The organism is Corynebacterium mendelii (assembly GCF_017307055.1).
GTDB classification, from domain to species: Bacteria; Actinomycetota; Actinomycetes; order Mycobacteriales; family Mycobacteriaceae; genus Corynebacterium; species Corynebacterium mendelii.
The window spans coordinates 738,218-759,483 of the sequence record NZ_JAFLEQ010000008.1 but is presented as its reverse complement, the minus strand read 5'-3'; the positions used below and the strand labels follow the sequence as shown (position 1 = coordinate 759,483).

The 21,266-nt window shown below is 63.4% G+C and carries 17 protein-coding genes, 2 tRNA genes and 1 pseudogene; 9 read left to right on the top strand and 11 right to left on the bottom strand.

Annotated features, from left to right (window positions below):
• Positions 1 to 499: 499 nt before the first annotated feature.
• Entirely contained in the window at positions 500 to 1,333 is an 834-nt protein-coding gene (locus tag JZY06_RS06500; protein WP_207278704.1) for a serine hydrolase domain-containing protein, read from the bottom strand.
• 84 nt (positions 1,334 to 1,417) lie between these two features.
• Here JZY06_RS06500 and JZY06_RS06495 point away from each other — a divergent pair, with 84 nt between their 5' ends.
• Complete coding sequence (locus tag JZY06_RS06495; protein ID WP_207278703.1) at positions 1,418 to 2,284, top strand: hypothetical protein; 867 nt, start codon at positions 1,418 to 1,420, stop codon at positions 2,282 to 2,284.
• 372 nt (positions 2,285 to 2,656) lie between these two features.
• Here JZY06_RS06495 and JZY06_RS06490 read toward each other — a convergent pair.
• Positions 2,657 to 3,349: pseudogene (locus tag JZY06_RS06490) on the bottom strand (trimeric intracellular cation channel family protein); the annotation flags it as partial.
• Between the two features lie 111 nt (positions 3,350 to 3,460).
• Here JZY06_RS06490 and JZY06_RS06485 point away from each other — a divergent pair.
• Positions 3,461 to 3,880: a hypothetical protein gene (locus tag JZY06_RS06485; protein ID WP_207278701.1), complete on the top strand. Its 420-nt coding sequence runs from the start codon at positions 3,461 to 3,463 to the stop codon at positions 3,878 to 3,880.
• A gap of 245 nt (positions 3,881 to 4,125) precedes the next feature.
• Here JZY06_RS06485 and JZY06_RS06480 read toward each other — a convergent pair whose 3' ends face one another.
• Complete coding sequence (locus tag JZY06_RS06480) at positions 4,126 to 5,616, bottom strand: dicarboxylate/amino acid:cation symporter (RefSeq protein WP_207278700.1); 1,491 nt, start codon at positions 5,614 to 5,616, stop codon at positions 4,126 to 4,128.
• A 1,047-nt stretch (positions 5,617 to 6,663) separates the two neighbouring features.
• Between JZY06_RS06480 and JZY06_RS06475 the strand changes: the two genes are divergently transcribed.
• A complete protein-coding gene (locus tag JZY06_RS06475; RefSeq protein WP_207278699.1) occupies positions 6,664 to 7,449 on the top strand; it encodes a hypothetical protein in 786 nt (261 codons plus the stop codon).
• A gap of 1,100 nt (positions 7,450 to 8,549) precedes the next feature.
• Here JZY06_RS06475 and JZY06_RS06470 read toward each other — a convergent pair.
• A tRNA-Ile gene (locus JZY06_RS06470) sits at positions 8,550 to 8,623 on the bottom strand.
• 192 nt (positions 8,624 to 8,815) lie between these two features.
• Between JZY06_RS06470 and JZY06_RS06465 the strand changes: the two genes are divergently transcribed.
• The 3 genes from JZY06_RS06465 (at position 8,816) to JZY06_RS06455 (ending at position 10,418) form a co-directional block, all read left to right on the top strand.
• Positions 8,816 to 8,887 (top strand) — tRNA-Asn (locus JZY06_RS06465).
• A gap of 171 nt (positions 8,888 to 9,058) precedes the next feature.
• The gene (locus JZY06_RS06460; RefSeq protein ID WP_207278698.1) at positions 9,059 to 9,301 is read left to right on the top strand and encodes a hypothetical protein; all 243 of its coding nucleotides are present in this window, start codon (positions 9,059 to 9,061) and stop codon (positions 9,299 to 9,301) included.
• A gap of 244 nt (positions 9,302 to 9,545) precedes the next feature.
• On the top strand, positions 9,546 to 10,418 hold the full coding sequence (locus JZY06_RS06455; protein ID WP_207278697.1) for a class I SAM-dependent methyltransferase: 873 nt from the start codon (positions 9,546 to 9,548) through the stop codon (positions 10,416 to 10,418).
• Here the strand turns inward: JZY06_RS06455 and dnaG are convergent.
• A complete protein-coding gene (dnaG, locus tag JZY06_RS06450; protein WP_207278696.1) occupies positions 10,412 to 12,307 on the bottom strand; it encodes a DNA primase in 1,896 nt (631 codons plus the stop codon). The genes JZY06_RS06455 and dnaG overlap by 7 nt on opposite strands.
• A 131-nt stretch (positions 12,308 to 12,438) precedes the next feature.
• On the opposite strand from dnaG, the gene JZY06_RS06445 reads away from it, so the two are divergent.
• Positions 12,439 to 12,996, top strand: a complete 558-nt coding sequence (locus tag JZY06_RS06445) for a ribonuclease domain-containing protein (RefSeq protein WP_207278695.1) — start codon at positions 12,439 to 12,441, stop codon at positions 12,994 to 12,996.
• 17 nt (positions 12,997 to 13,013) lie between these two features.
• Complete coding sequence (locus tag JZY06_RS06440) at positions 13,014 to 13,313, top strand: hypothetical protein (RefSeq protein ID WP_207278694.1); 300 nt, start codon at positions 13,014 to 13,016, stop codon at positions 13,311 to 13,313.
• A gap of 34 nt (positions 13,314 to 13,347) precedes the next feature.
• Here the strand turns inward: JZY06_RS06440 and JZY06_RS06430 are convergent, their stop codons facing one another.
• The 4 genes from JZY06_RS06430 to JZY06_RS06415 all read right to left on the bottom strand — a co-directional run bounded on the left by JZY06_RS06430 (position 13,348) and on the right by JZY06_RS06415 (position 17,540).
• Positions 13,348 to 13,695, bottom strand: coding sequence for an ArsR/SmtB family transcription factor (locus JZY06_RS06430; RefSeq protein ID WP_207278693.1), 348 nt, complete (start codon positions 13,693 to 13,695; stop codon positions 13,348 to 13,350).
• Positions 13,696 to 13,810: 115 nt separating this feature from the next.
• On the bottom strand, positions 13,811 to 15,079 hold the full coding sequence (locus tag JZY06_RS06425) for an MFS transporter (protein ID WP_207278692.1): 1,269 nt from the start codon (positions 15,077 to 15,079) through the stop codon (positions 13,811 to 13,813).
• Positions 15,080 to 15,305: 226 nt separating this feature from the next.
• Positions 15,306 to 16,586, bottom strand: a complete 1,281-nt coding sequence (locus tag JZY06_RS06420; RefSeq protein ID WP_207278773.1) for a deoxyguanosinetriphosphate triphosphohydrolase — start codon at positions 16,584 to 16,586, stop codon at positions 15,306 to 15,308.
• Between the two features lie 144 nt (positions 16,587 to 16,730).
• Positions 16,731 to 17,540: a YdcF family protein gene (locus JZY06_RS06415; protein WP_207278691.1), complete on the bottom strand. Its 810-nt coding sequence runs from the start codon at positions 17,538 to 17,540 to the stop codon at positions 16,731 to 16,733.
• 40 nt (positions 17,541 to 17,580) lie between these two features.
• On the opposite strand from JZY06_RS06415, the gene JZY06_RS06410 reads away from it, so the two are divergent.
• Positions 17,581 to 19,770 (top strand): TPM domain-containing protein, encoded by a 2,190-nt coding sequence (locus JZY06_RS06410; protein ID WP_207278690.1) that lies wholly within the window; start codon positions 17,581 to 17,583, stop codon positions 19,768 to 19,770.
• 153 nt (positions 19,771 to 19,923) lie between these two features.
• Here the strand turns inward: JZY06_RS06410 and JZY06_RS06405 are convergent, their stop codons facing one another.
• Both JZY06_RS06405 and JZY06_RS06400 read right to left on the bottom strand, forming a co-directional pair.
• Positions 19,924 to 20,406, bottom strand: a complete 483-nt coding sequence (locus tag JZY06_RS06405; RefSeq protein ID WP_207278689.1) for a hypothetical protein — start codon at positions 20,404 to 20,406, stop codon at positions 19,924 to 19,926.
• A gap of 249 nt (positions 20,407 to 20,655) precedes the next feature.
• Positions 20,656 to 21,198 carry a hypothetical protein gene (locus JZY06_RS06400; protein ID WP_207278688.1) on the bottom strand — a complete coding sequence of 181 codons (543 nt, stop codon included), beginning with the start codon at positions 21,196 to 21,198 and terminating at the stop codon, positions 20,656 to 20,658.
• Between the last annotated feature and the right edge of the window lie 68 nt (positions 21,199 to 21,266).

Here is a 21,266-nt window from a genome sequence, read left to right as displayed (position 1 = left end):
TTGTATCCTTGGTGCGGTTGGCGGCAACCCGGCTTGGCCACGGCGGTCCGGTCCACGGTGGCCGCAGACACTGCTGCGGCACCGCCGCCGGCAAAAAGCAGGCGGAGCCATACGCGCGTGATTGATCGGGTTGCCCCAAGACGAGGTACGTCTTCCCCTACGGCCTCGTTGATGATCGGGCGGCGCGCCGGACAGTCACGGTGACGTGGGGGCATGTCCCACCTCCGGGCGGGACAACAGTTCCCGGCACAGTGCGTGCCATCCGAGAACTTTTTCCCGCGGTTGGGTAAAAAAATTATGGACATGACCGTGTCCGGGCGCGACCGGACGAACCAGGTGCGGCAGCGGCTGAAGCTTTCCCCTGCATTTCAGCCGCCACATCTGCCACATGGTGTATGTCCCCTATTTTTAAGCCCCGCCAGTCACACCGGCAACCCTGCTTTGCGCAGGCTACCCCCAATGTCTCAACCTGAAGTTGAGCGTGAGGGACCGTGTCACGCTAGTGGTCCAGGGCCCGCCAAATGGCGTCATTGGTTTCGGCCCACAACGGCTGTGCCCAGTCGCCGAAATCCCGGTTGGTCACCGCGATCCCGGCGCGGCCGGTCGGCCGGTGGATCCACAGGTAGGTACCGGATTGGCCGAAGTGCCCGATGGTGTCCGCCGGCATGGTGGCGCCGGTCCAGTGGGGGGTTTTCGCCGCTTTGATCTCAAAGCCCAACCCCCACGGGCAGGGCTTGTGCATGCCGTATCCGGGGACCACACCGTCCAGGCCCTCGAACTGGCAGACAGTCATCTCTTCGACGGTGGCGGGGGCAAGAAGTGTCGGCTCGAGAACCTCGCAGGCGAAAGCCACAAGATCATCCACGGTCGATTCCATGCCGTGCCCGGCAGAGCCGGCCAGCCGCGACTGGGTCATGCCCAGCGGTTCGAACACCGCCTGGCGCAGGTAGTCGGGGAAATCGATACCGGATGCTTCGCCCACAGCGTCGGCCAGAATCTCGTAGCCGGCCGAGGAGTAGATGCGGCGTTCGCCGGGTTTTTTCTGCGGCGTGGGGCTGTCGAATCCCACCCCGGAGGCATGGGCGAGCAGGTGCCGGACTGTTGATCCTTCAGGCCCCAGGTGATCATCCAGGTCGAAGACACCTTCTTCAACGGCCACCATCACCGCATAGGCGACAATGGGTTTGGTCACACTGGCCAGCGGGAACACGGTGTCTGTGGCACCGGCTGCGGCAAGAAGCCGGCCGTTGTCGATCACGGCTGCGGCATACGTGTCGACCGGCCAGGTCCCGATCAGGTGTGCCAGTTGGGCAGAAGCTTTGGGGGATACCATAACCGTCGAGTCTATCGGCTCTGCCGCGGGTGGTTTGCGTCACCGACGGCCATTGCCCGCCCGGCCGGGATTTATGATTTTCCCATGACTACAGGCGCAGTGATGGCCCTGGCCGGTGCACTGACGGCGGCCGTCGGCTACGGGGTGGGCACCATAGCCCAGGCGGTGGGGGTTTACCGTATGGCCGCCACCGGTGGCGGGTGGAGAAAAAAGATCCTGGCCGGCTGGCCTTTCGCGGCCGGTTTGTGCTTCGACTTCATCGCCTACGTCTCCAGTTTCGCCGCGCTGCGGATACTGCCGCTGTTTCTGGTGGAGTCGGCGATCGCCTCCTCGGTGGCGGTCACCGCGGTGCTGGCGGTGGTCTTTCTCAAACAGCGGCTTTCCGGACAAGAGATGGCGGCACTTGCTGCGGTGGTGGCCGGTCTGGTGGCCTTGTCGGTCAGTGCTGATCCGGGACCGGCGGTGGCGGTGGGCCGGATGGTCGGATGGTTGTGTCTGGCAGCTGTGGCCGTAGTCGGATTCCTGGTGCCGGTTACCAGGGCCGTGGTCACGCCGGGAAAAGCCGGGGTCGTTCTGGCGGCGGCCGCCGGGGTGGGTTTTGCCGTCGTCGGGATCTCGTCCCGGCTGCTGGTGATTCCGGGACATCCTGTCAGCCTGGCTGCCGACCCCATGGCCTGGGCGATTGTTGTCGGCGGGGTCACAGGCCTCATCGCCTACGGCACCGCCCTGGATATGGCGCCGGTGACAACGGTGACCGCGGTCAGTTTCGCCACCCAGACGGTGCTTCCCTCGGCTGTCGGTGTGGTGTGGCTGGGCGATGACATCCGCCATGGTTTTACTGCCCTGGCCCTGGGCGGGTTTACGGCCACCCTCGCCGGGTGCATGGTGCTGGCTTCCCGCGCCGAGGTTGATCCCGCCGCCGGCAATCGTGTGGCCACTGCCCGCAGTTAACCCCCCGGCCACCTGCCGCGCCCAAGCGTTGCCTCCGCACCGGCCGGTCCCCCGGGCCGCGGCGGTTTTTCAGCGCCGCCCAGTGTCGTTGCCGCGGTTGTCCGGGCCGCTGCCCGGGTCTGGGTCCGGGATGTTTCCGGTGGCGTCACAGGTGCGCGGATCCCCCTGCGCCGGGGATAACGGTGAGGTGGTCGGATTGTGTGCCTGATCCAGCCGCTGGGCGATGATCCGGTCGAGTTCGGACCGGGTGAGTTCACCTTTTTTCAGCTCTTTGCGCCACCGCCGGCGCTGCCGCAGAGACCCTATTTTTGCCCCGCGGGCGATACCGGCTGCAATGCCCTGGGTGGCACCGGCCTCAAGCCCGGCCCGGCGGCCTTTGTTCTCGGCCTGTTTGAGCATCCGCCGCAGCTGGGCGGCAGTCATGTTCACCGGGGCGAATTCGCTGTTCATCGGCAAAACCCAACCACGCCAGTAGGCGGTGATGGCAAAACCCGCGCCCACCACAGTGCCCATGATCATGCCGACGGCATCCAGGCCCATCATGTGGAACACAACCATGGTGGCGGCCCCGGTGATCGCCGGAGTGGCATAGAGGGTGTTGCCGCCGAACACCGACGGAATCGTGCCGATGGCGATATCGCGGATCATGCCGCCGCCGACGGCGGTCAACACCCCCATGAACACCGCAGAAGCCGCCGGCATGCCGTAGGTGAGCGCCTTGATCGAACCGGTGACGGTCCACACCCCCAAAATAACGGCGTCACCATGGACTTTGAACAGCTCCCATTTGCGGCCTTTCAGATTGACCGCCAGGGCCAGCAGGGCACCCAGAATGGCAAACCCCATATACGACGGTTGGGCGATGGCCGCAGGTGTTCCCCGCTGCATGAGGGTATCGCGGATCATGCCGCCGGCCAGGGCGGAGAAAATCGCCAGAAACACAAAACCGATGATGTCGAAGTTGCGCTGCCGGGCGATGGTTCCGCCGATCGCCCCGTTGAGCACCACACCGATCAAATCGAGGATTTTGTACAGTGCGAGAATCGTCGGGTCCACACCTTGCATGGGTGCAATTGTCACACAGGTGTTGCCCGCGGGAAAACCCCCGCCGCACAGGCGCTAGGTGATTGTTGCATCAGGGCAGGACTAGCCTGGGGCACCATGGAGGACACACGCATGTTGCTTCATCAGCAATTGAATCCCCGGGCGCGGTTTGTGCGCGCCGCGGGACTGGGCGCTGTCACCGGTGTGGTGATGTGGCTGGCGCTGTTTTTCTTCGACAACAGCTACTACACCGAGGCGGACGGCAGCGTGCACGGCCCCTACCAGCCGTGGCAGGTGATTGCAGGCGCGCTGATCATGATCGCCGTGGCAGTTGTCTGCGGCTGGTTTCTGCGGCGCGACGGGGCCTTCGGCGCCGCCGCCGGTGCCGCTGTCGGACTGGGGGCGATTGTTTTCATCGACTTCTCACGCGATGACCCCACCGGCTTATACGGGGTGGGCGTCATGATGATTACCGTCGGCAGCTTCGTCGGCCTGGCGCTTGTCGGCCTGATCGCCGCGTTTATTTCAGGTCTCACACGACCGAGAAAGTGACAACCGGCAGATGCCCCGGCACCAGGGCAGTAAACAGGCCTGCTGCCGGGCGCATGCGCCAAGCCCCGCGGGTGAACGGACTCCGCCACCACCTGGTGGCCGGCCGGTGTTCCTCCCGCGGGGCTTATGCCGTGTTTTTCTAGTCTTCCCGGCGCATCAGGCCGGGGCTGCCGCCCGGTACCGCAATGGTGCCGGGTTTGTGCACCATTGTTGCCGGGCGGGACTCACCCCGGCCCGATATCCGGTCAGCGGCTTGCCACTTCCGCATAGCCACTCCCGGATGAGCTGCCACGGTCTGTGTGTCCGGCAGCGCCGCCGGCAAAAATCAGCTCATCATTGTCGGCGCCTGCAGCTGCCGCGTTATTGCCATCGCCTGCCTCATCATCCCAGTCGGCTGTATCGGCACCGGCTTCGGAGACAAACACCGATTCATCCAGGATGCCTTCACGCTTGGCGACAATCAGCGGCACCAGGGCCTGCCCGGTGACGTTGACGGCGGTACGGCCCATATCGACAATCGGTTCGACAGCCAGCAGCAGGCCCACGCCTTCCAGCGGCAGCCCCAGAGTCGACAGGGTCAACGTCAGCATGACGGTCGCACCGGTGGTGCCGGCCGTTGCCGCCGAACCGATGACGCTGACGAAAATGATCAGCAGGTAATCGACCGGGGACAGCGGAACACCGTAGAAACCGCTGACGAAAATCGCCGCAATAGCCGGGTAGATGGCAGCGCAGCCGTCCATCTTGGTGGTCGCGCCCAGCGGCACGGCGAAAGAGGCGTAGGAGCGCGGCACACCGAGGGCTTTTTCGGTGGTGCGTTCGGTCACCGGCATCGTGCCCATCGAGGAACGGGTGACAAACCCCAAAGAGGTCACGGGCCAAATTTTGCGGTAGAAATGCCTCACCGGCAGGCCGTTGAGTTTCAGTACCGCCGGGTAGATCACGGCCAGTACAATCGCCAGACCGATGTAGATGGCCAGCACGAACTTGCCCAGCGAACCAATCGCATCCCAGCCGTAGGTGGCCACGGCCCGGCCGATCAGACCGGCGGTGCCGATCGGTGCCAGGCGGATAATCCACCACAGCACTTTCTGCACGATCGCCAGCAGCGACTCCGCGAAGTCGATGACCGGCTGGGCTTTTTTACCCGACTGGACCGCGGCGATGCCGAAGGCGATCGACAGCACCAACAGCTGCAGAACATTGAAACCGGGCCGGGCGGTAATCGAGTCCCCCGACGAGCGGGCGCTGATCTCCAGGCCGAGGATATTCGACGGGATGATCGACTCGATGAACGCCCACCAGCTGCCGACAAATCCGACATCCTGCGCGGTGGAGGCATCCACCCCGGCGCCCTTGCCGGGGTTGAGGATCAACCCGACCGCGATACCGGCGATCACCGATACAAAAGCGGTAACAGCAAACCACACCAGGGTCTGGCCGGCCAGCCGCGCCGCCCCCTGGACCTGCCGAAGATTCGCGATCGAGGTCACCACAGCGGTAACCACCAGCGGCGGAATGAGAAGCTTCAGCAGCGTCACATAGGCCGAGCCGATCCCGCCCAAAGCGGTGACAATCCAGGCGGTCGAATCACCGCCGCGGGCGCCGACAAGACCCAAAACAACACCGACAACAAGACCGATGATGACCTGGGCGCCGAAGCCGGTGAAAAACGACTTCTTTTTTTCCTTTTGCCCCACCGGCGCACTGCCGGTGGACACAGTTGTTGCGGACATAACTGACTTTCTTTTTCGGTAAATAAAGGGGACCCGCCTGTGGTGGAGGGCTGCGGGTCCAAGCCATCACGCACGGGCACGGAAAAGATCGGCGCCCCGGGGGCTTGGCCGGATTGTTCCACCGGCAGGATGTGGGGAATGAAAACGAGAAAGGATACGTCAAAGGTGCGCTAGACCAGCGCGCCACCGGCGATCCCCGGACACATGCCGCACGGACAGCACCGGGAACATCTGCACACCATCTGTGTGCCATGGGGGAAGTTCCTGCGTTCGTTCACATCAAGCAACATAGACCGCAGTGTCCAGCAAAGTCAATCCAGCCCCGCGAAAAAAGGCCATAAAGCCGCGGAAGACAACACACAAATCCGCCATTACCGCAGCTACAACTACCATTCACGAAATATACCGGTCTGTCTGTTCCAAATAGACCGGGAACCCAATAAAGGTACCCGCCCACCAGCGTCGGGACCCGTTTCACCCCACACACCAACCGGAAACCGCGCGCAGTCCCGGCATGCCCCCGCACATCGCCTGCCCGGCTTTGCCCCGGGATCGACCCGTCAGGAAAAAATGGGGACCAGTTACCCCGGCAAGTGCGGGAAAGCGTGGTGTTCCGGCCGGTGCATCCGGCATGGCGCTCATGCGGCGGCTGCACCCCCACAAAGTTGATCCAACGCGGGCCCCACCGGTGCAGTGGTGCCGGAAACCCACCACTTCATGATCCGGCAGCCGCCGGTGCAGCCGCCCTCCGTCAGGGCCAACTCGCCAGACAAACCCCACTCCCGCGGTAGGGCACTGCTGTTTTTCCGCCGGAAACCCCGGCGGGGACCGCACAACATCCCGGATCTGTTGTTTCGTGGCAACAGCCAGAACCTGCGCCACGGCCGGGGAAGCCAATGCGCTAATGAAAACAGTTGTCATGAAATCATGTATGGTTGTCCGCAGGGTGCGAGATTCGCCCACCCCGCGGACAACGTGAACTGTCGCCGGGGCGGGCCATCGTCGTCACCAACCCCATCAGATCCCGTTTTCCTACAGGAGGCACTCTTGACCACCCACCACACAACATTTTCCGGCCGGTACAAGAAGACAGCAGCCGCTGTGGCGTGTGCGGCCACCATGGCCGCACAGGCTTTAAGCCCCGTTGCGGCCTGGGCCGATGACGATCATGACGGCGGCCACGGTATGTCCCACTGCCATCTCGTCGCCAGTGAACAAGGCAAAGAAGGAACAGCCGATATCACGTATGTCCTCGGCGACAAAGAGCAGACGATGAACGGAAGCGTTTTTTGGCACAGCCACATTGACGCCGAAAACGAGGCGAAACTCCACATCAACGAGACTCTTCCGGTCTACAAGGAAGAAAACAATGAATGGGCCAATCTCACTGTCCTGATCGAGGGTAGTAAAGCTACGGTAACCGCGAAGAAAAAGGCGAAAGACAAAGAACTTGCCGGTTTCGCAGAGTCCAACACTCTTGCCGAGATGAACGTTGAGGGTAAAGCCCCGGTTTTCAAAAAGGGAGAGACATCCGAGTTCATCCTCAAAAATACGACTCCGGCACAAGATGGTGACGGCTTCCGTATTTCACAGATAAATATTTCTGTGACACCTGCCGATCACTGCCACGACCACAGCCATGACCATGGAGACGGTCATGACAACGATCATGGTGAGGGCAACACTGAAACGGCCAAGGGTTCCAGTGGGGAAACTGGCGGACCGGTCATCGGCGTGCTGGCTGTTCTGGCGGTCCTGGGTGGACTGGCGGCAGCAGCCGTGGGCGGCATGATTCCCGGCATCTCCCTGCCGCTGCCGGCTGTGAAGATGTAAGAACACTTCCACCGCGTCTGACATCACATCACACCACCGCAACCGCTCCCGGTGCGGTGGTGTTGTGTTGTTGGTGGACATCCGCACCAGCTCATATACGCAACCGGAGCCGTCCGCCCCACGCCCATGCGATAGAGGGCTGGCAGGGCAGCCGGATGTCCACTGACACCGCGGTGCAACACGTCTGTGCCGTATCCTGGTTCCGGTACCCGGATACTGCTGTGGCAGGTGACAAACCCCCTGGCACAGGGCCATGCGGCCAGGCGCCACCACCATTCAATCCCGTGCACGTGCACCCCGTAGTCCCGGTCGTGTTCATCTCCCCCGACTGCGCCCCACCTGCCGCCCCAAAAACCCGCCCGCGTGCCGACGCTGACACTATGACGACCTTCCAGGTGAGCCGGGCATGAGGAGCGCAGGCATTCATGACCGGCAACCCCACAGACCAGCGCGCCACAACTTTTTGCCCGACCCCGGCGGGTATCAAGCAGGGCAATCAGGCAATCGTCGCCGTCAAAGACACCGATCCTGCTCCCCGGAGGGGCAGGCAGTCACGCACTGTCTGCAGGTTCCTGTCCGGGCAGACACCACAAGGACTGTGGCCGGGAAACCCACCGGGACAACACCCCTGTCCCAGCGCCAACCAACAGTAAAAAACCGGGTCATTGTCAAGCACACCCCGGCGGCGTGTCCCGCGACATTGTCGTTGCCATCCGCAGCGTCGTTCGGTTGATCTGGTGGGAAATCGAGCCCACCCCCTCCCCCGTGGCCCGGGGTGCACGACCGGCTGTGCCGCACGCCCGCACCAGGAAAGCCACTGCATAAGCTGGACATTGCACACCGTGCAGTGCGGTGCACCTCAACGCGGCGCCGTGGCCCCCTGGAACATGCCCGAAGACAATGACGGCCGTGCTCGTTGCCACACTGGTTGTTTCGAGCCGTTGCCCGTGCCCAGAACGTGCCCGATATAAGTCGTTGCCCGTCACCTTGTGACGCCACCAGAGTTGAACCAACACATTGTGACTGATACCCCGCATAGGGTCCAACCAGCGAAAAACAAGAAAATCCCCGGTTGGTGACAACCGGGGATTTCCACACAGTGGGGCCAGTGGGGCTCGAACCCACGACCAACGGATTATGAGTCCGCGGCTCTAACCGACTGAGCTATAGCCCCGCCACTGCCACCTGAAGATCCCGTCACCGGGTCGTCACTGGCAGCCAGCTAAGTATATCCACCCCATGCCGGTATTCCGCGAATTGGGTGGCTCAGCTGTGTCTTTCACCCCTTTTACAGGCCGATTTGCCACACCCGGACTGTGCCGGATATAGTTTCTTCTCGTTGCAGCGGTTACCGCGGCAAACATGATCCCCATTAGCTCAATGGCAGAGCATTCGACTGTTAATCGAAGGGTTACTGGTTCGAGTCCAGTATGGGGAGCACCGCAACCGGCGTTTCCTTTCTCGGAAAGGAAACGCCGGTTTTTTCGCTGCAGTGGGCGTCGCCATCCCGGGGCCGGTACACCGGTACAATGGGAATCCGGACCACACAACTTCGTTGGTGCCGGTGGATATCCCCGTCGGCAGTGCGCGGAAAGGAAAACGGTTTTTTATGATCCAGTTCGTTGTCGGGGCAGCCGCCGGGTACCTCATGGGCACCAAAGCGGGCCGCAAACGCTACGACCAGATCAAGCGTGGCGCCCAGGCCGCAGTCAGCTCCCCCGCGACGAAAGCTGTTGTGAAAGCCACCCGGAAAGCGGTTGCCCGCAAACTCGATCCGGAGCCGCGCATGAAAGAGGTCAAAAATCTGCGCGGCCGCAGCAGCAACCGGATTCTGGAACCGGACGACGACTGATTTTTCTCCCTCTCCCCCGGTGAGTTTTCCCCACCGACCCACAATCCCCCAGGGCGCCCGACTGCAGACGGCGCCCTTTATTTTTGTTCCGGCCACCGGTAGAAATAGCGTGGCCAACCGGTGGGTTGGCCCGTTCCCGCCAACCGGGGCGGACACGGTAGCCTTGCTTGTTGGTGCGGCCGGTTGGTGCACCGGAACAAATTTTTTCCGCCACGTATTTTTTTCGAGGGGACATCGCCCACTGATGACAGCCGATATTGACCAGGCAACATTGATGAGGGTCTATGGGACCGGGATTGGTTCCACCGCGGCCGAAGGTTTATGGAACCGTGCTTTCGCCGCCGACCGCTACGGCATTGACGGCTGGTCGGATCCGGCAGCCGTCGAGGCCTGGGAGAAGCTGGCCGATATCGGCCGCCGGTGCGGGCATGATCCGCGGCGGCTTGTCAGCGGATCCAAAAGCCTCGGGGTGGGAATTATCACCCGGTCGCGTGTCACCGACGGGTTTCTCGCCGAATTCCGCCGCCTGTACCCCACCAGCCACCAGATCGTGATCGTCGGTATCGGTTTGGACACCCGGCCGCAGCGGCTGGCCGATGAGGCAGCCACCTGGATCGGCGTGGACTTCGACGGGTCAGTGACCCTGCGCGAGAAGCTTTTCGACGATGATCCGGTTGTGTGCGTCGCCCAGTCGGTCACCGAACCGGGGTGGTGCGACATGCTTGACCCCGATGTGCCAACCTGTCTGATCGCCGAGGGTCTGCTGCGCTATTTCACCACCGGTGAGGTGCAGTCGTTCATGAAGGCTGTGACCGGCCACATGCAGGCCCCGGTGTGGCTTGTCGCCGACACCCACCACACCAGCCCGGCGGCACTGCCGCTGAAAAAAATCGTCGCCGACACAACCGGCCGACCGGTGAGTTTCGCCGTGGATTCCGCCGCCGGTCTGGCTGGCCTGTGCCCCGGGTGGCGGCCGGTCGCCGAGATGCCGTTGACCGGCGCCCACACCTGGGCGGGGCGGGCAGGAGGGTTGTTTACCCTGGCCACCGGCGAGTACACCTATTCCTGCAAAGTCATTGCCTGGGACGGCCCGGATCACCGGCCAGCCGCTCAGTAGCGCATCAGGGTATCGGTTAGTTCGCGGCGTTTTTGTTCCAGGCTGATGATGGTGGCAAACAGTGCCTCGTAGGCCGCCGGATCATCGTCGGGGCGCATACGCTGCAGCTGGCCTTTTTTCAGCGCAATCAGATTGCCGACGTGGGCTTCTTCCAGGCGGGCGATAATCGATGAGGCATAGGCCTGCAGGGTGTGTTCGGGACAGTGGATTTGCTCGACAGTCAACTCACTGACCAGTGTTTTACCGATCAGGTCACCGATTCCGGCGGCCACATCATCGATGTATCCGGCCCCCGGTGTGGCTTGTGCTGCCCCGCCGGCGGCTGCGATGGCCTTGTGCAGCGCCCGGTAGGCGGGATCGGTGAAGTGGTCGTCGGCCAACTCGTCGAAAGACACCCCCACCAGTGACGGGTACTGCAGTGCCAGTTTGATTGCCTCGCGTTCGGGAAGAAGACGCGGGTTTTTCCGGTCCGGCATCGGCAGGGCGTTGTGCGGCTGTCCCGGTGTTGTTTCCCCTATCGGTGAACGCTTGACGGGTTGACGGCGTGTTTTCTGCGGCGTCTGGGCCGCCCGGGACACCAGCCGGAGGACCTCGGATTCATCCGGCCAGCCGATCCAGCCGCACAAAAGCCGGGCGTACTGGTTGCGCAGGGTTTCATCCCTGACCTGTCCGAGTACCGGAACCACCCGCTTGAGGGCGGTCAACCGACCGTCCGGGTGCCCGAGATCAAACGAGGAGATCAGGCTGCGCACCACGAACTCCAGGATCGGTACCCGCCGTGCCACCAAATCCCGGACCGCTTCATTGCCGCGCTGCAGGCGCAGATCACACGGATCCAGCCCGTCGGGGGCCACCGACACATAGGACTGGCCGGTGAAGTTCTGGTTGCCCTCAAAAGCCCGCATCGCCGCTTTCTGCCCGGCTTCATCCCCGTCGAAGGTGTAGATGATCTCCCCGCGGAAGAAACTGTCATCCAGCATCAGCCGGCGCAGCATCTGCAGGTGCTCGTCACCGAAGGCCGTACCGCAGGCGGCCACCGCCTCCGGCACACCGGCGGCATGCATGGCCATGACATCGGTGTAGCCCTCGACAATGACCGCCCGGTGGGAGGCGGCGATATGCTTTTTGGCCACATCAAGACCAAACAGCACCTTCGATTTTTTGTACAGCATGGTCTCGGGGGTGTTCATGTATTTGCCCAGCCGGTCATCGTCGAACAGTTTCCGGGCCCCGAAACCGATGACATCACCGGTGACAGATTTGATCGGCCACAACAGCCGCCGGTGGAAACGGTCGATGGGGCCTTTCCTGCCCATGGACACCAGCCCCGCGGCCTCGAGTTCCTGCACCGAAAATCCCTTCCGCAGAAGATGTTTGGTCAGGGTGTCCCAGCCGCCGGGCGCGTAGCCGCATTCGAAGGTGTAGGCATCGTCCTGGGAAAATCCCCGGTCGGTGAGAAAATGCCGGGCAGGCCCGGCCTCCGGGGTTTCCAGCTGTTTGCGGTAGAAGGCGTGGGCTGCTTTACCGGCCTCCATCAACCGTTTACGGGTGCCGGGTTCTTCCCTTCTGCCGGTTCCGCCGCCCTCGTAGTTGATGCGGTAGCCGATTTTGTCGGCGCAGTATTCCACTGCCTCGGGGAAGGTGAGATGTTCAACCTCCATGAGGAATTTGAACACGTCCCCGCCCTGCCCGGTGGAAAAACAGTGGTAGTAACCGCGCTGCGGACGCACGTGAAACGACGGGGTTTTTTCGCTTTTGAACGGCGATAATCCCTTCAACGAGTCGGCACCGGCTGGTTTGAGCTGCACGTATTCACCGACGACGTCCTCAATGGGGGTTTGTTCACGGATAGCCGCGATGTCTTGTTCGGGAATGCGTCCTTTGCCCATAGACGTCAATATACTGTTGCCTGCCGGCGGTCGCTTGCCCAAGCCCCGTCGATGGCTGTGGACCGGCGGGGACAATCCACAGGGCCGGCCGGGCACGGAGATGGGAGGCGGCTGTGTGAGACGATGGGGCCATGGGCGCGAAGACGAAACGTGGTGTTGCTGGCGCTGTGGTGTCGGTGCTGTTTGTGGCGGTGTGGTGGCTGTCCGACGGCGGCGGCGATACCGCCGCACCGGCTGGCGGCGTGTCGGTGACCACCATCTCTTCGTCGGATTCCGCGGATTGGGACACCAGCCGGGAAAAACGGCCGTCATCTGCCGGGCCGGTCACGCAGGAATCCACGGCGGCTGTGTCCTCCCCCACCGCCGCACCGCCGCAGGGTATTGCCCCCTGCCGGGACGGCAGTCTTCCGCCGCAGGTTGATCAGGTCCTGCGCGCCATTGACGCAGGCGGGCCGTTCAATCATCCGGATAAAGACGGCAGCCGCTTTGGCAACTATGAAAATCATTTGCCGCGTCGGCCACGCGACTACTACCGGGAGTACACCGTCGATACGCCGGGTGAGCGTTCCCGCGGGGCACGCCGGATTGTCACCGGCGGGGACCGACAAACCCGCCCTGAGGTCTACTACTACACTTTTGACCACTATGACTCGTTCTGCCTGATCACCGGGCGGGGACGTCAACGTTGAGGAGTGTTTGCAACACCATGGCTGGATCCCAGTTGGTTGTGCCGGTGCGTCTGACGACCGCCCAGTCGGCAACGGAGACGGATTTCTACCGGCATCTGCATGCGGCCGCCGCCGCGGCCGGGTGCGCTAACGGCAGCCCCGTGCCACGCAATCTTGACGGCCTCGATGAGCTTCTGGCAGCCATGTCCGCCTCAGTAACGGTCCGCGTCACAGCGCCGGGACTGTCCCGGCTGCCCCGCAACCGTGCCATCATGGTGCTGGCTGTGTGCGCGGCCAACGGGGTCACCGTCGATGCGCGTGCCCTCCCCGGGGGGTGACAGCCCGCCGGGCAGGCGGGAAGAAGCTGATCAGTCAGTCATGCAAAGGCTCGCCGCTGACCATGTGGTCGGCGCGGTTGACTGCTTCGGCAACCATCCTTTTCAAATGCCCGTCAGAGATGTGGTAGATGATGTTGCGGCCGTTGCGCCGGGAGGACACCAGATTGCCCAGCCGCAGTTTCGCCAGATGCTGGCTGACCACGGTGCGCGGCGCGCCGGTGGCCTCAACCAGCTCACCGACTGTGTGCTCTTTGTCCGACAGCAGCCACAGCAGGCGCAACCGGGTGGGTTCACCGAGGAGTTTCAAAATGTCGGCCGCCTGCCCGAACAACTCGTCGGAAGGGGCCGGATTGTGGCGAAGCGACAGGTTGCGGGTGGTCATGGTGCGTCTGGTGATCGTTTCAATGCTCGTGGAATATAAGGGGTGCACCCGCAACGGGGTCGGGGTGGCAGGGGTGGGACAAACTCTATCCACCGGCCACCGGCCGGTGCAACCGTTACAAATGTGCAGCCGCCGGTTCCGACCGGGCGCGGTCTGCCCCCTCACGCGACGAGGCAATCAGCTGGGTCAGCGCCCAGCCGGTGGCGGCAAAAGTCACCAGGCACAGGATCCAGGCTGCAGCGGACAGCCCCAGTCGGTTGCCCACCCAGCCTGCTACCGGATAGGTCACCAGATAGCAGGCGTGGGACAAAGAGAATTGGGCGGCGAACAGTCCCGGAAGATGCTCGTCATCGGCGTTGGCGCGCAACAGTTTGCCCAGCGGGGTGTGCACGGCACAGATACCGGCCCCGGCCCAAAACCACATCAGGCACAGCACACTGTAGGCCACCGCGGGATGGGTCGGGTCGACCAGCCACGGCAGTGCCAGGGCGCAGCTGGCCAGGACCAGACTCGATCCCACAGCCCCGGCGGCCATCACCGCTTTTTCCCCGACTTTGTCCACCAGGCGCGGCAAAGCCAGCGCCAGGACAATCGACCCGGCGCCGAACGCGCCGAGCGCTATCGCCAAAAAGTGGTCGTCGAAGCCGATACCTGCTTTGACCAGAACAATCGAGTCCACCAGGACAAAGGCCATGGGGGCGGCCACCGCCATATTGAACCCCACGACCGCCCGCAGCGCCGGGGTGCGCAGCATGGTTGAAAACCCGCTGCTCAACCGGGTGAGGAAGGATTCGTCGGTGGGTTTTTCCGGGGCGGCCGTGCCCACGGCAGCGGTCAGCACGAACAGCGCCGACAAAGCGAAACCGACCGCGGTTGCCGCAAACAGGTTGTGGTAGCTCATGAAGGTCAACAGCACTGCCGCCACCGACGGGGAGATCACCTGCTCGAGGTCGTAGGCCAACCGGCTCAGTGACAGTGCTTTGGTGTAGTCGCGTTCATCGGTGACCACCCGGGGAATGAGCGCCTGGAATGTTGGGGTGAAACAGGCCGAGGCCGCCTGGATGACAAACACCGCCAGGTACAGCTGCGCCTCCGTGGTGATCAGCGGCAGCGACAGGGCGACAGCCACCCGTACCAGGTCGGCGCTGACCAGCACCGCGGTCACCGGAAGACGCCGCACCAGGGCGGTGATCACCGGGGATCCGAAAGCGTAGACGAGAATGCGCACCGTCAGCGCCCACCCGAGCACCACTCCGGCCCGGCTTCCGGCGATGTCGAATGCCAGCAGCCCCAGGGCGACGGTCAAAATACCGGTGCCGGTCAACGCCACCACCTGGGCGGCGAACAGGTGGAGGTAGGTGCGGTTGGACAACAAACCGGACATAAGCGGGCTTCTTTCAGGTGGACAATCGGTGGCGGATAACCGGAAAAGCGGGTGCCGGCCGGGTTGTTGGCGTGCGGCGATGGTCAACGCGCAGCTACCCGCTCTTCAAAGCGATCTTATGTGCACACCTGTGCACATGTTGTCCCGTAGTGTAACCCCCGCCGGTGACCATGGCCAAGCTGTCCTGCCCCCACCGTGGCCGACAGGGGTGCTGGCGCGGGGGTGGTCAGCCGTAGAAAGAAGCAATATCGGTGGCTTGCCGGGCCAGCCGTTCCAACCGGGTTTCAGTCAGGGAGGCAATCTGGTCGATGATCACCCGGCACCGGTCGGCATCGGTGTCGGCCTGTGTCCACCAGGCGGCAAATACCGGATCAAGGGTTCCGGGAGTCCCCAACGCCAGATAGTCGTAGACCCGGGCCAGTCGTTCGCGCTGCCGGTCCTGCCGATGGGTGTGGCTGGGAGAACTCATCACATACAGCACCGCAATGGTTTTCAAAAGCACCACCTCGGCCTGCGCCTGCGGCGGGCGCACCAGGCGGCCGTGCATTCTGCCCAAAGGGGTGTGCCCGGCCCGCTCCACCGTGGCCGCGACAGCCGCCCCCACATAGCGGCCCACCAGTTCACTGGTGAGTTTTTTTAAGGTCGCCAACCCTGCCAGGGAGCCGTCGAAATCGGCGGCCCGGGCGACGGTGTCGAGTTGCCGCAGCCGGTCGGCTGCTTCCAGCAAGTCGGCCGGATCGCCGCCGAAGGCGGCGGCCCCGCGGTCGGCCAGTGCCGCCAGTTCCACGAAATCCCACAGAACTTTCAGGGTGATCCGGCCGGCGAGAATACCGTCTTCAACGTCGTGGACGCAATAGGCGACATCGTCGGCCCAGTCCATGCACTGGGCTTCCAGGCACGGGGTGGTGTTCTCATGGCCCTGCCGCACCCAGTGCAGGATGGGCAGATCCGTGTCGTAGGCACCGTATTTTCGCCGCGGGGATCCGGTCTGGTCGAGACGGCCCCACGGGTATTTGCAGGATGCATCCAGCGATGCCCGGGTGAGATTGAGTCCTTCGGATTCACCGTCAGGGGTTAATATCTTCGGCTCCAGGAAGGTGAGAATCCGCAGTGTCTGGGCGTTTCCTTCAAAACCGCCGCAGTCCTGGGCCAGAATGTTGAGCTCATTTTCCCCGTTGTGGCCGTAGGGCGGATGCCCGATGTCGTGGACCAGCCCGGCCAATTCGCACAGATCCCCGTCAGCCCCCACCCCTTCGCCGATGGCCCGGGCAATCTGGGCGACCTCCAGGGAATGGGTCAACCGTGTTCTGGGGGTATCCCCGTCCCGCGGACCGACAACCTGGGTTTTATCCGCCAGCCGCCGGAAAGCTGCCGAATGCAGCACCCGTGCCCTGTCACGGGCAAAAGCACCCCGGTGATCGGCGCCATCGACCATCGCGGCGCCTTTTGCAGATTCGCCGAACAGGCGCTCGACATCAGCGGCGGCGTAGTTGTAGCGGTTGGCCATCGGTGACGGCAAGCCCCCTTTTCTTTGCTTTTGTCCGGTCGTTGTTGCTGGTTCCCGGCTGAATCGGCCCGCCGTGGCAAGCCGCAGACCGGGTGTGGGCGGTGTTGTTTGTTCACGTTAGCCGACTTGTGCGCCCCTGTGCGGTCAGCCACGCAGAGCCGATATGCGGGCTCGCCGAGACGGCCGCAGCAGGCAGGAGACGGTTCTGAGTGTCCACTGGACGCAAGCAGCCAGCCGCCGCCCTGGTTTTCCCGGTACCAGGCGGGTGATGTCGGTGACCACGAGTCCAGCTGTTTCATGTGCCAGGGTCCACCACCAGGCGACAGCCGGAAAACTGGTGGGGCAACCAGCGGCACCAATGGTGGCAACCGCTGAAAAACCGGTCATCCGGGCCAGGATTCCGGCCCTGAGAACATGGTTGGGATCGGTGACGACAATCAGGTTCCGGTTGCCGCTACGGTCAAGCAGCGCCTGAAAAGACTCAGCCGTGGAGTGCCCGACAGGTACGGGCAGTGTGGTCTGTGGGGCGACTCCGTGGCCGGCCAGCCAGGTGCAGCCAACCTCGGCTTCGGTCGATATGTCACCGTCCAAACCACCACCAAGCACCGCAATCACCGGCAGATGACTGTTGTCGCCTGGTGTGCCGGGGGTGTTTGCGTATCCCAGTGCCTGTTGCACGGCAGCGGCCTGCGCCAGGCGGGCGGCGAACTGTGCCGACGGGACCATCCCGTAACAGGCGGTTCCCGGTACCGCCACCACCGTGGCAGCGGCAGTGGCTTTCCCTGTGTCCGCCTGCTTGCCGCAGAGTCTGCGGATGCATGCGGCGCTGTCGGGTCCGGATGGGGTGCGCGATACCGCCGCCGACAGCACCCGGACGGCATCCGCCGCCAGCCACAAAAGACCGATCCCGATGAAGGCCACGACCGGGCGGGAAGCGCGGTGAACAATATCCATGGGTCACATTCTCCACGCCGGGGCGGCTACCATGAACCCCATGTCCCGCACTTTGAGCCCTTTCCCCCGTAACCCCCGCCCCGTGCACGCGCTCGCGGCGTGCGCCGCGGCCTGTGCCCTGGTGCTGGCACCGGCGGCCATGGCCGCCGAAGCACCGGCCCCGTCAGCCCAGGTGCTGCAGCTGGCGGCAGGCAGCGGTTCATACGTGACCGATGACACCGGCACCTTGAGCCAATCCCAACTGAACCAGCTGGATGCTGTGCTCGGTGAGATCGCTGCCGAGGGTGGGGACGCCCACGTGTATCTGGTCGACAACCTGGGGGACCCGGCTACCTGGGCGGCCAACCAGTACCAGGACAACTCCTCCTCCCCGAATTTCATTGCCCTGGGTATCGGTGTGGGTGACCGGCACTGGTCGATTGCCACCAACAAACAGGGCTGGCCCCCGGCGGCGGAATCAACGGTCTCCGATGCAGTGCGCGCCCGCCTGGAAAGCGGTGACATTGCCGGTGCGGCACAGATCTTCGCCGACCGGGTGCAGGCCGAAACCCAGACCGCAGCAGCAGAGGAACCCCGCACCAATACCGGAGCGGGCACCGGAACAGGAACCGTTGTCGAGCAGGTTCCTGCAACCGACAGCGGCAGCGGGGTGGCCGGCGGTTTTTCCCTGGTACTGGTCCTGGCCCTGCTGGCCGGTGGCTTCTTCGGAGTGCGCAAAATGCTCAAGAAGGGCAAATCCACCTCCCACACTTCACCGCAGGCGATTGCCTCCGGTGGTGGCGGCAAGCCTGTGACCCTGGAGCAGGCCCGGCAGATCGATCCTTCCGATATCACGGCGCTTCGGGCGCTGCCCTTCGGCATCCTGAAAACCCGCGCGGAAGAGGAACTCAATTCGACTGACAGTTTGAACCGGCGGGCAAAACAGGAACTGGACATTGCCCGTGACGAGTTCGGGATGGAGCGCACCCGCCGTTTTACCGCCGCCATGAACACCTCAACCACCACCCTGCAGCAGGCTTTCAGCACCTACAACAACGCCAATACCGCAGGTGTTCCGCGGGAAGCCCAGGCGGAGGCTTTCGCCCGGGTGGTCAGTCAGTGCGGGCAGGCCGACCAGGCGTTGGCCGCCCAGTCCGAGGACTTCCAGAAAATGCGCGATCTGCTTGTCCGCGCCCCGGAACGGGTCGAGGAGCTGACCCGGAAGACAGTGGCTGTCACCACCCGCATCCCGCAGGCGGACCAGACACTGAACAAACTGAAGGCCAGCTACTCCGAGCAGGTACTGGCGCCGGTGGCCGACAACATTGAACTCGCCCAGGCCCATCTCAAGCACGCCGACGGACTGATCGATTCCGCCCGGGAACTGATCAAAAAACCGGCCGGCAGCCAGGGCGGGCTGATTGATTACATCCGCGGCGCGGAAGACGGCCTGCAGCAGGCAGATCACCTGCTGGACACAGTTGACGAGGCCGGTCCGAAGCTGGCGGCGGCCACCACCAAGATTGACGACCTCATCAGCGAAATCCGGCAGGAGACCGCGGAACTCAAACAACTGCTGGACAATCCCCGCAACAGCGGGCTGGTGGCCAACAAAGAAGATGCCCTGGCCGATTTCGCCCAGGTCGACAAGGTGCTGGCCGACTGCGCGGCGGACAAAGACACCGATCCGCTGGGAACCTATGCGCAGTTGACCGATTTGGATGCCCGGCTCGATGAGGTGATCGCCACCGTCAAACAGAAAGCATCAACCCATTCGCGCAAGCAGGAATTGTTCGACCAGATGCTTCCCCCCACCACCAGCATGATCGACGGAGTCAACGACCTGGTCGGTTCACGGCCCACGGTCATCGGGGCGGATACCCGCACCGCATTAGCCCGGGCGCAGCAGTACCGGGCGATGGCGTTGAACGAGCAGTCATCCAATCTTGATGGGGCGATCACCCATCTGAGGCAGGCCAACGATGCCGCCCGCAGCGCTTACGCCGCCGCCCGGCGGGACCTCGACGACTACAACTCCCGGATGCGCAGCAACTACCGCGGCGGTTCCGGCGGTGGCTTCGGGACCTTTATCGCCGGTGCGCTGGTCGGTGACATGATGAGCGACATGTTCCGCGGGTCCGGCGGCTTCGGTGGCGGCGGCGGCTTTTCCGGCGGATCCTTCGGCGGCGGCGGTTTTTCCGGCGGCTCCTTCGGCGGCGGCGGGGGCGGTTTTTCCGGCGGATCCTTCTGATTTCCGCCGGGCTTTGCGCTCACCCTGTCCACCGGGGCTGTGTTGCTGTCCCACAGGCTGTTGCGCCGGTTCGCCAACGACTGCCGTGGACGATTCCGCCCGGCCGGACGGGGCGGGACCGGTGGCTGCAGAGAAAAAAGAAAAAGCGGCCGACTAGAACAGCTGCCGTTGGTCCGGCCCGTCGACGAGCACGCACGCCCAGGTCAAAAAGACGAAGTCAGTTTTCGGCGTGGTTTCCACCCGGGGTTTGACATGCACCTCCATGGTGCCGTCGGCCCCGGGCCTGACAGTGGCTATATCACCGTCGGTATCACTGATCATGCGGGTGGTTTTGATACCGGGAATCCGGCGCAGCCGGTATTTGTTTCCGCAGCAGTCGGCGACAAGGCTCGCCGAGGTTAGTCCATGGCTGGAGATGGTGAATACTTCTCCCCCGCCGCTGGTGGCGCGGCAGCGGAAACGGAAACGGCCGGACACGCTTTCACACAGCAGCCGTTCAGGACCGATGCAGATCACATCGGCACAGACCATGGCAATCAATGAGCCGTTGGAGTCGAACAGCTCCGCGTTGTTCCACACCCATGTGCCGAACTGCCCGGTAGCTGACGCGTGTGTCTGCGGGCGGTGGTGGGTCATGGTGACAATCGTCCTCGTGTCCGGAAATCAAAACTGATTGGGCGGGAGCACAACCAGACAGCACCAGGCGCCTTGTTGTCCTTCAGTGAACAGTATCGGATCACCATGCCGGATTCCACAAACCCCATGCCACGGGATGCGGGCGGATCCGGCAGTGGCCGCACCCCCGGTCGGGGGTTGGCCACACGGTGGCACGCAGTCCGAGATACCACCGGGTGGGACAGGAACCGGCGAACTGGGGTGCCGCGGCTACAGAAGGAAAAACGCGATGATGATCGGGGTGAGAACGATCAGGCAGATCGTCAAAATCGCGGTACTGGACAGCATTTTGCGTTCCAGGGCCTCCCGGGCGATCCAGCTCAAAAACACCGCCTCGTCGCAGCCGATGGACACGCCATCTTCGAACTCGACCACCGGATGGCGCACCCCGTGGTTGGCGCCGGTGAACTGGGCGACTTTGTTTTCTTCGGCGTCGTCGATGATCCAGTCGGATTTAACCTCATTGACGAAAGTGAACGTGCTGCCCGAAAGGTTGGCGTCGATTCTTTCGGCCCGGCCGATTTTTTTGTCCCGGCCGGTGGCGGTGAACACCCTGCCGTCGGGAAGGCTGGCGGACAGTCCCGACTCGGGGCTGCCGGTGATCTTCCACGGCCCGGTGCCGGTGGGGGTGATCGAGACGGTGCCGTCGGTCACGGCGTACACGGCCACAGGGTCACCGTCTGCGGTGACCAGCGGCTGGGTGTGTCCACCGGACGTTGATTCGAGCTTTCCCCAACGCAGGTTATCCGTCATGTCTTCTCATCTTAGGGTTTGTTTACTTCAACCGCGCACACCGGGTGGTGGCACGGTCCACACCGCCG

What these genes read in the sequence shown, in the direction of transcription:
- JZY06_RS06445 (WP_207278695.1), top strand. Translation starts at nt 12,439, where the DNA reads ATGGGCGCGAAGACGAAACGTGGTGTTGCTGGCGCTGTGGTGTCGGTG.
- JZY06_RS06455 (WP_207278697.1), top strand. Translation starts at nt 9,546, where the DNA reads ATGACAGCCGATATTGACCAGGCAACATTGATGAGGGTCTATGGGACC.
- JZY06_RS06405 (WP_207278689.1), bottom strand. Translation starts at nt 20,406, where the DNA reads ATGACCCACCACCGCCCGCAGACACACGCGTCAGCTACCGGGCAGTTC.
- JZY06_RS06400 (WP_207278688.1), bottom strand. Translation starts at nt 21,198, where the DNA reads ATGACGGATAACCTGCGTTGGGGAAAGCTCGAATCAACGTCCGGTGGA.
- JZY06_RS06430 (WP_207278693.1), bottom strand. Translation starts at nt 13,695, where the DNA reads ATGACCACCCGCAACCTGTCGCTTCGCCACAATCCGGCCCCTTCCGAC.
- JZY06_RS06415 (WP_207278691.1), bottom strand. Translation starts at nt 17,540, where the DNA reads ATGGATATTGTTCACCGCGCTTCCCGCCCGGTCGTGGCCTTCATCGGG.
- JZY06_RS06460 (WP_207278698.1), top strand. Translation starts at nt 9,059, where the DNA reads ATGATCCAGTTCGTTGTCGGGGCAGCCGCCGGGTACCTCATGGGCACC.
- JZY06_RS06440 (WP_207278694.1), top strand. Translation starts at nt 13,014, where the DNA reads ATGGCTGGATCCCAGTTGGTTGTGCCGGTGCGTCTGACGACCGCCCAG.
- dnaG (WP_207278696.1), bottom strand. Translation starts at nt 12,307, where the DNA reads ATGGGCAAAGGACGCATTCCCGAACAAGACATCGCGGCTATCCGTGAA.
- JZY06_RS06420 (WP_207278773.1), bottom strand. Translation starts at nt 16,586, where the DNA reads ATGGCCAACCGCTACAACTACGCCGCCGCTGATGTCGAGCGCCTGTTC.
- JZY06_RS06410 (WP_207278690.1), top strand. Translation starts at nt 17,581, where the DNA reads ATGTCCCGCACTTTGAGCCCTTTCCCCCGTAACCCCCGCCCCGTGCAC.
- JZY06_RS06485 (WP_207278701.1), top strand. Translation starts at nt 3,461, where the DNA reads ATGTTGCTTCATCAGCAATTGAATCCCCGGGCGCGGTTTGTGCGCGCC.
- JZY06_RS06480 (WP_207278700.1), bottom strand. Translation starts at nt 5,616, where the DNA reads ATGTCCGCAACAACTGTGTCCACCGGCAGTGCGCCGGTGGGGCAAAAG.
- JZY06_RS06500 (WP_207278704.1), bottom strand. Translation starts at nt 1,333, where the DNA reads ATGGTATCCCCCAAAGCTTCTGCCCAACTGGCACACCTGATCGGGACC.
- JZY06_RS06495 (WP_207278703.1), top strand. Translation starts at nt 1,418, where the DNA reads ATGACTACAGGCGCAGTGATGGCCCTGGCCGGTGCACTGACGGCGGCC.
- JZY06_RS06425 (WP_207278692.1), bottom strand. Translation starts at nt 15,079, where the DNA reads ATGTCCGGTTTGTTGTCCAACCGCACCTACCTCCACCTGTTCGCCGCC.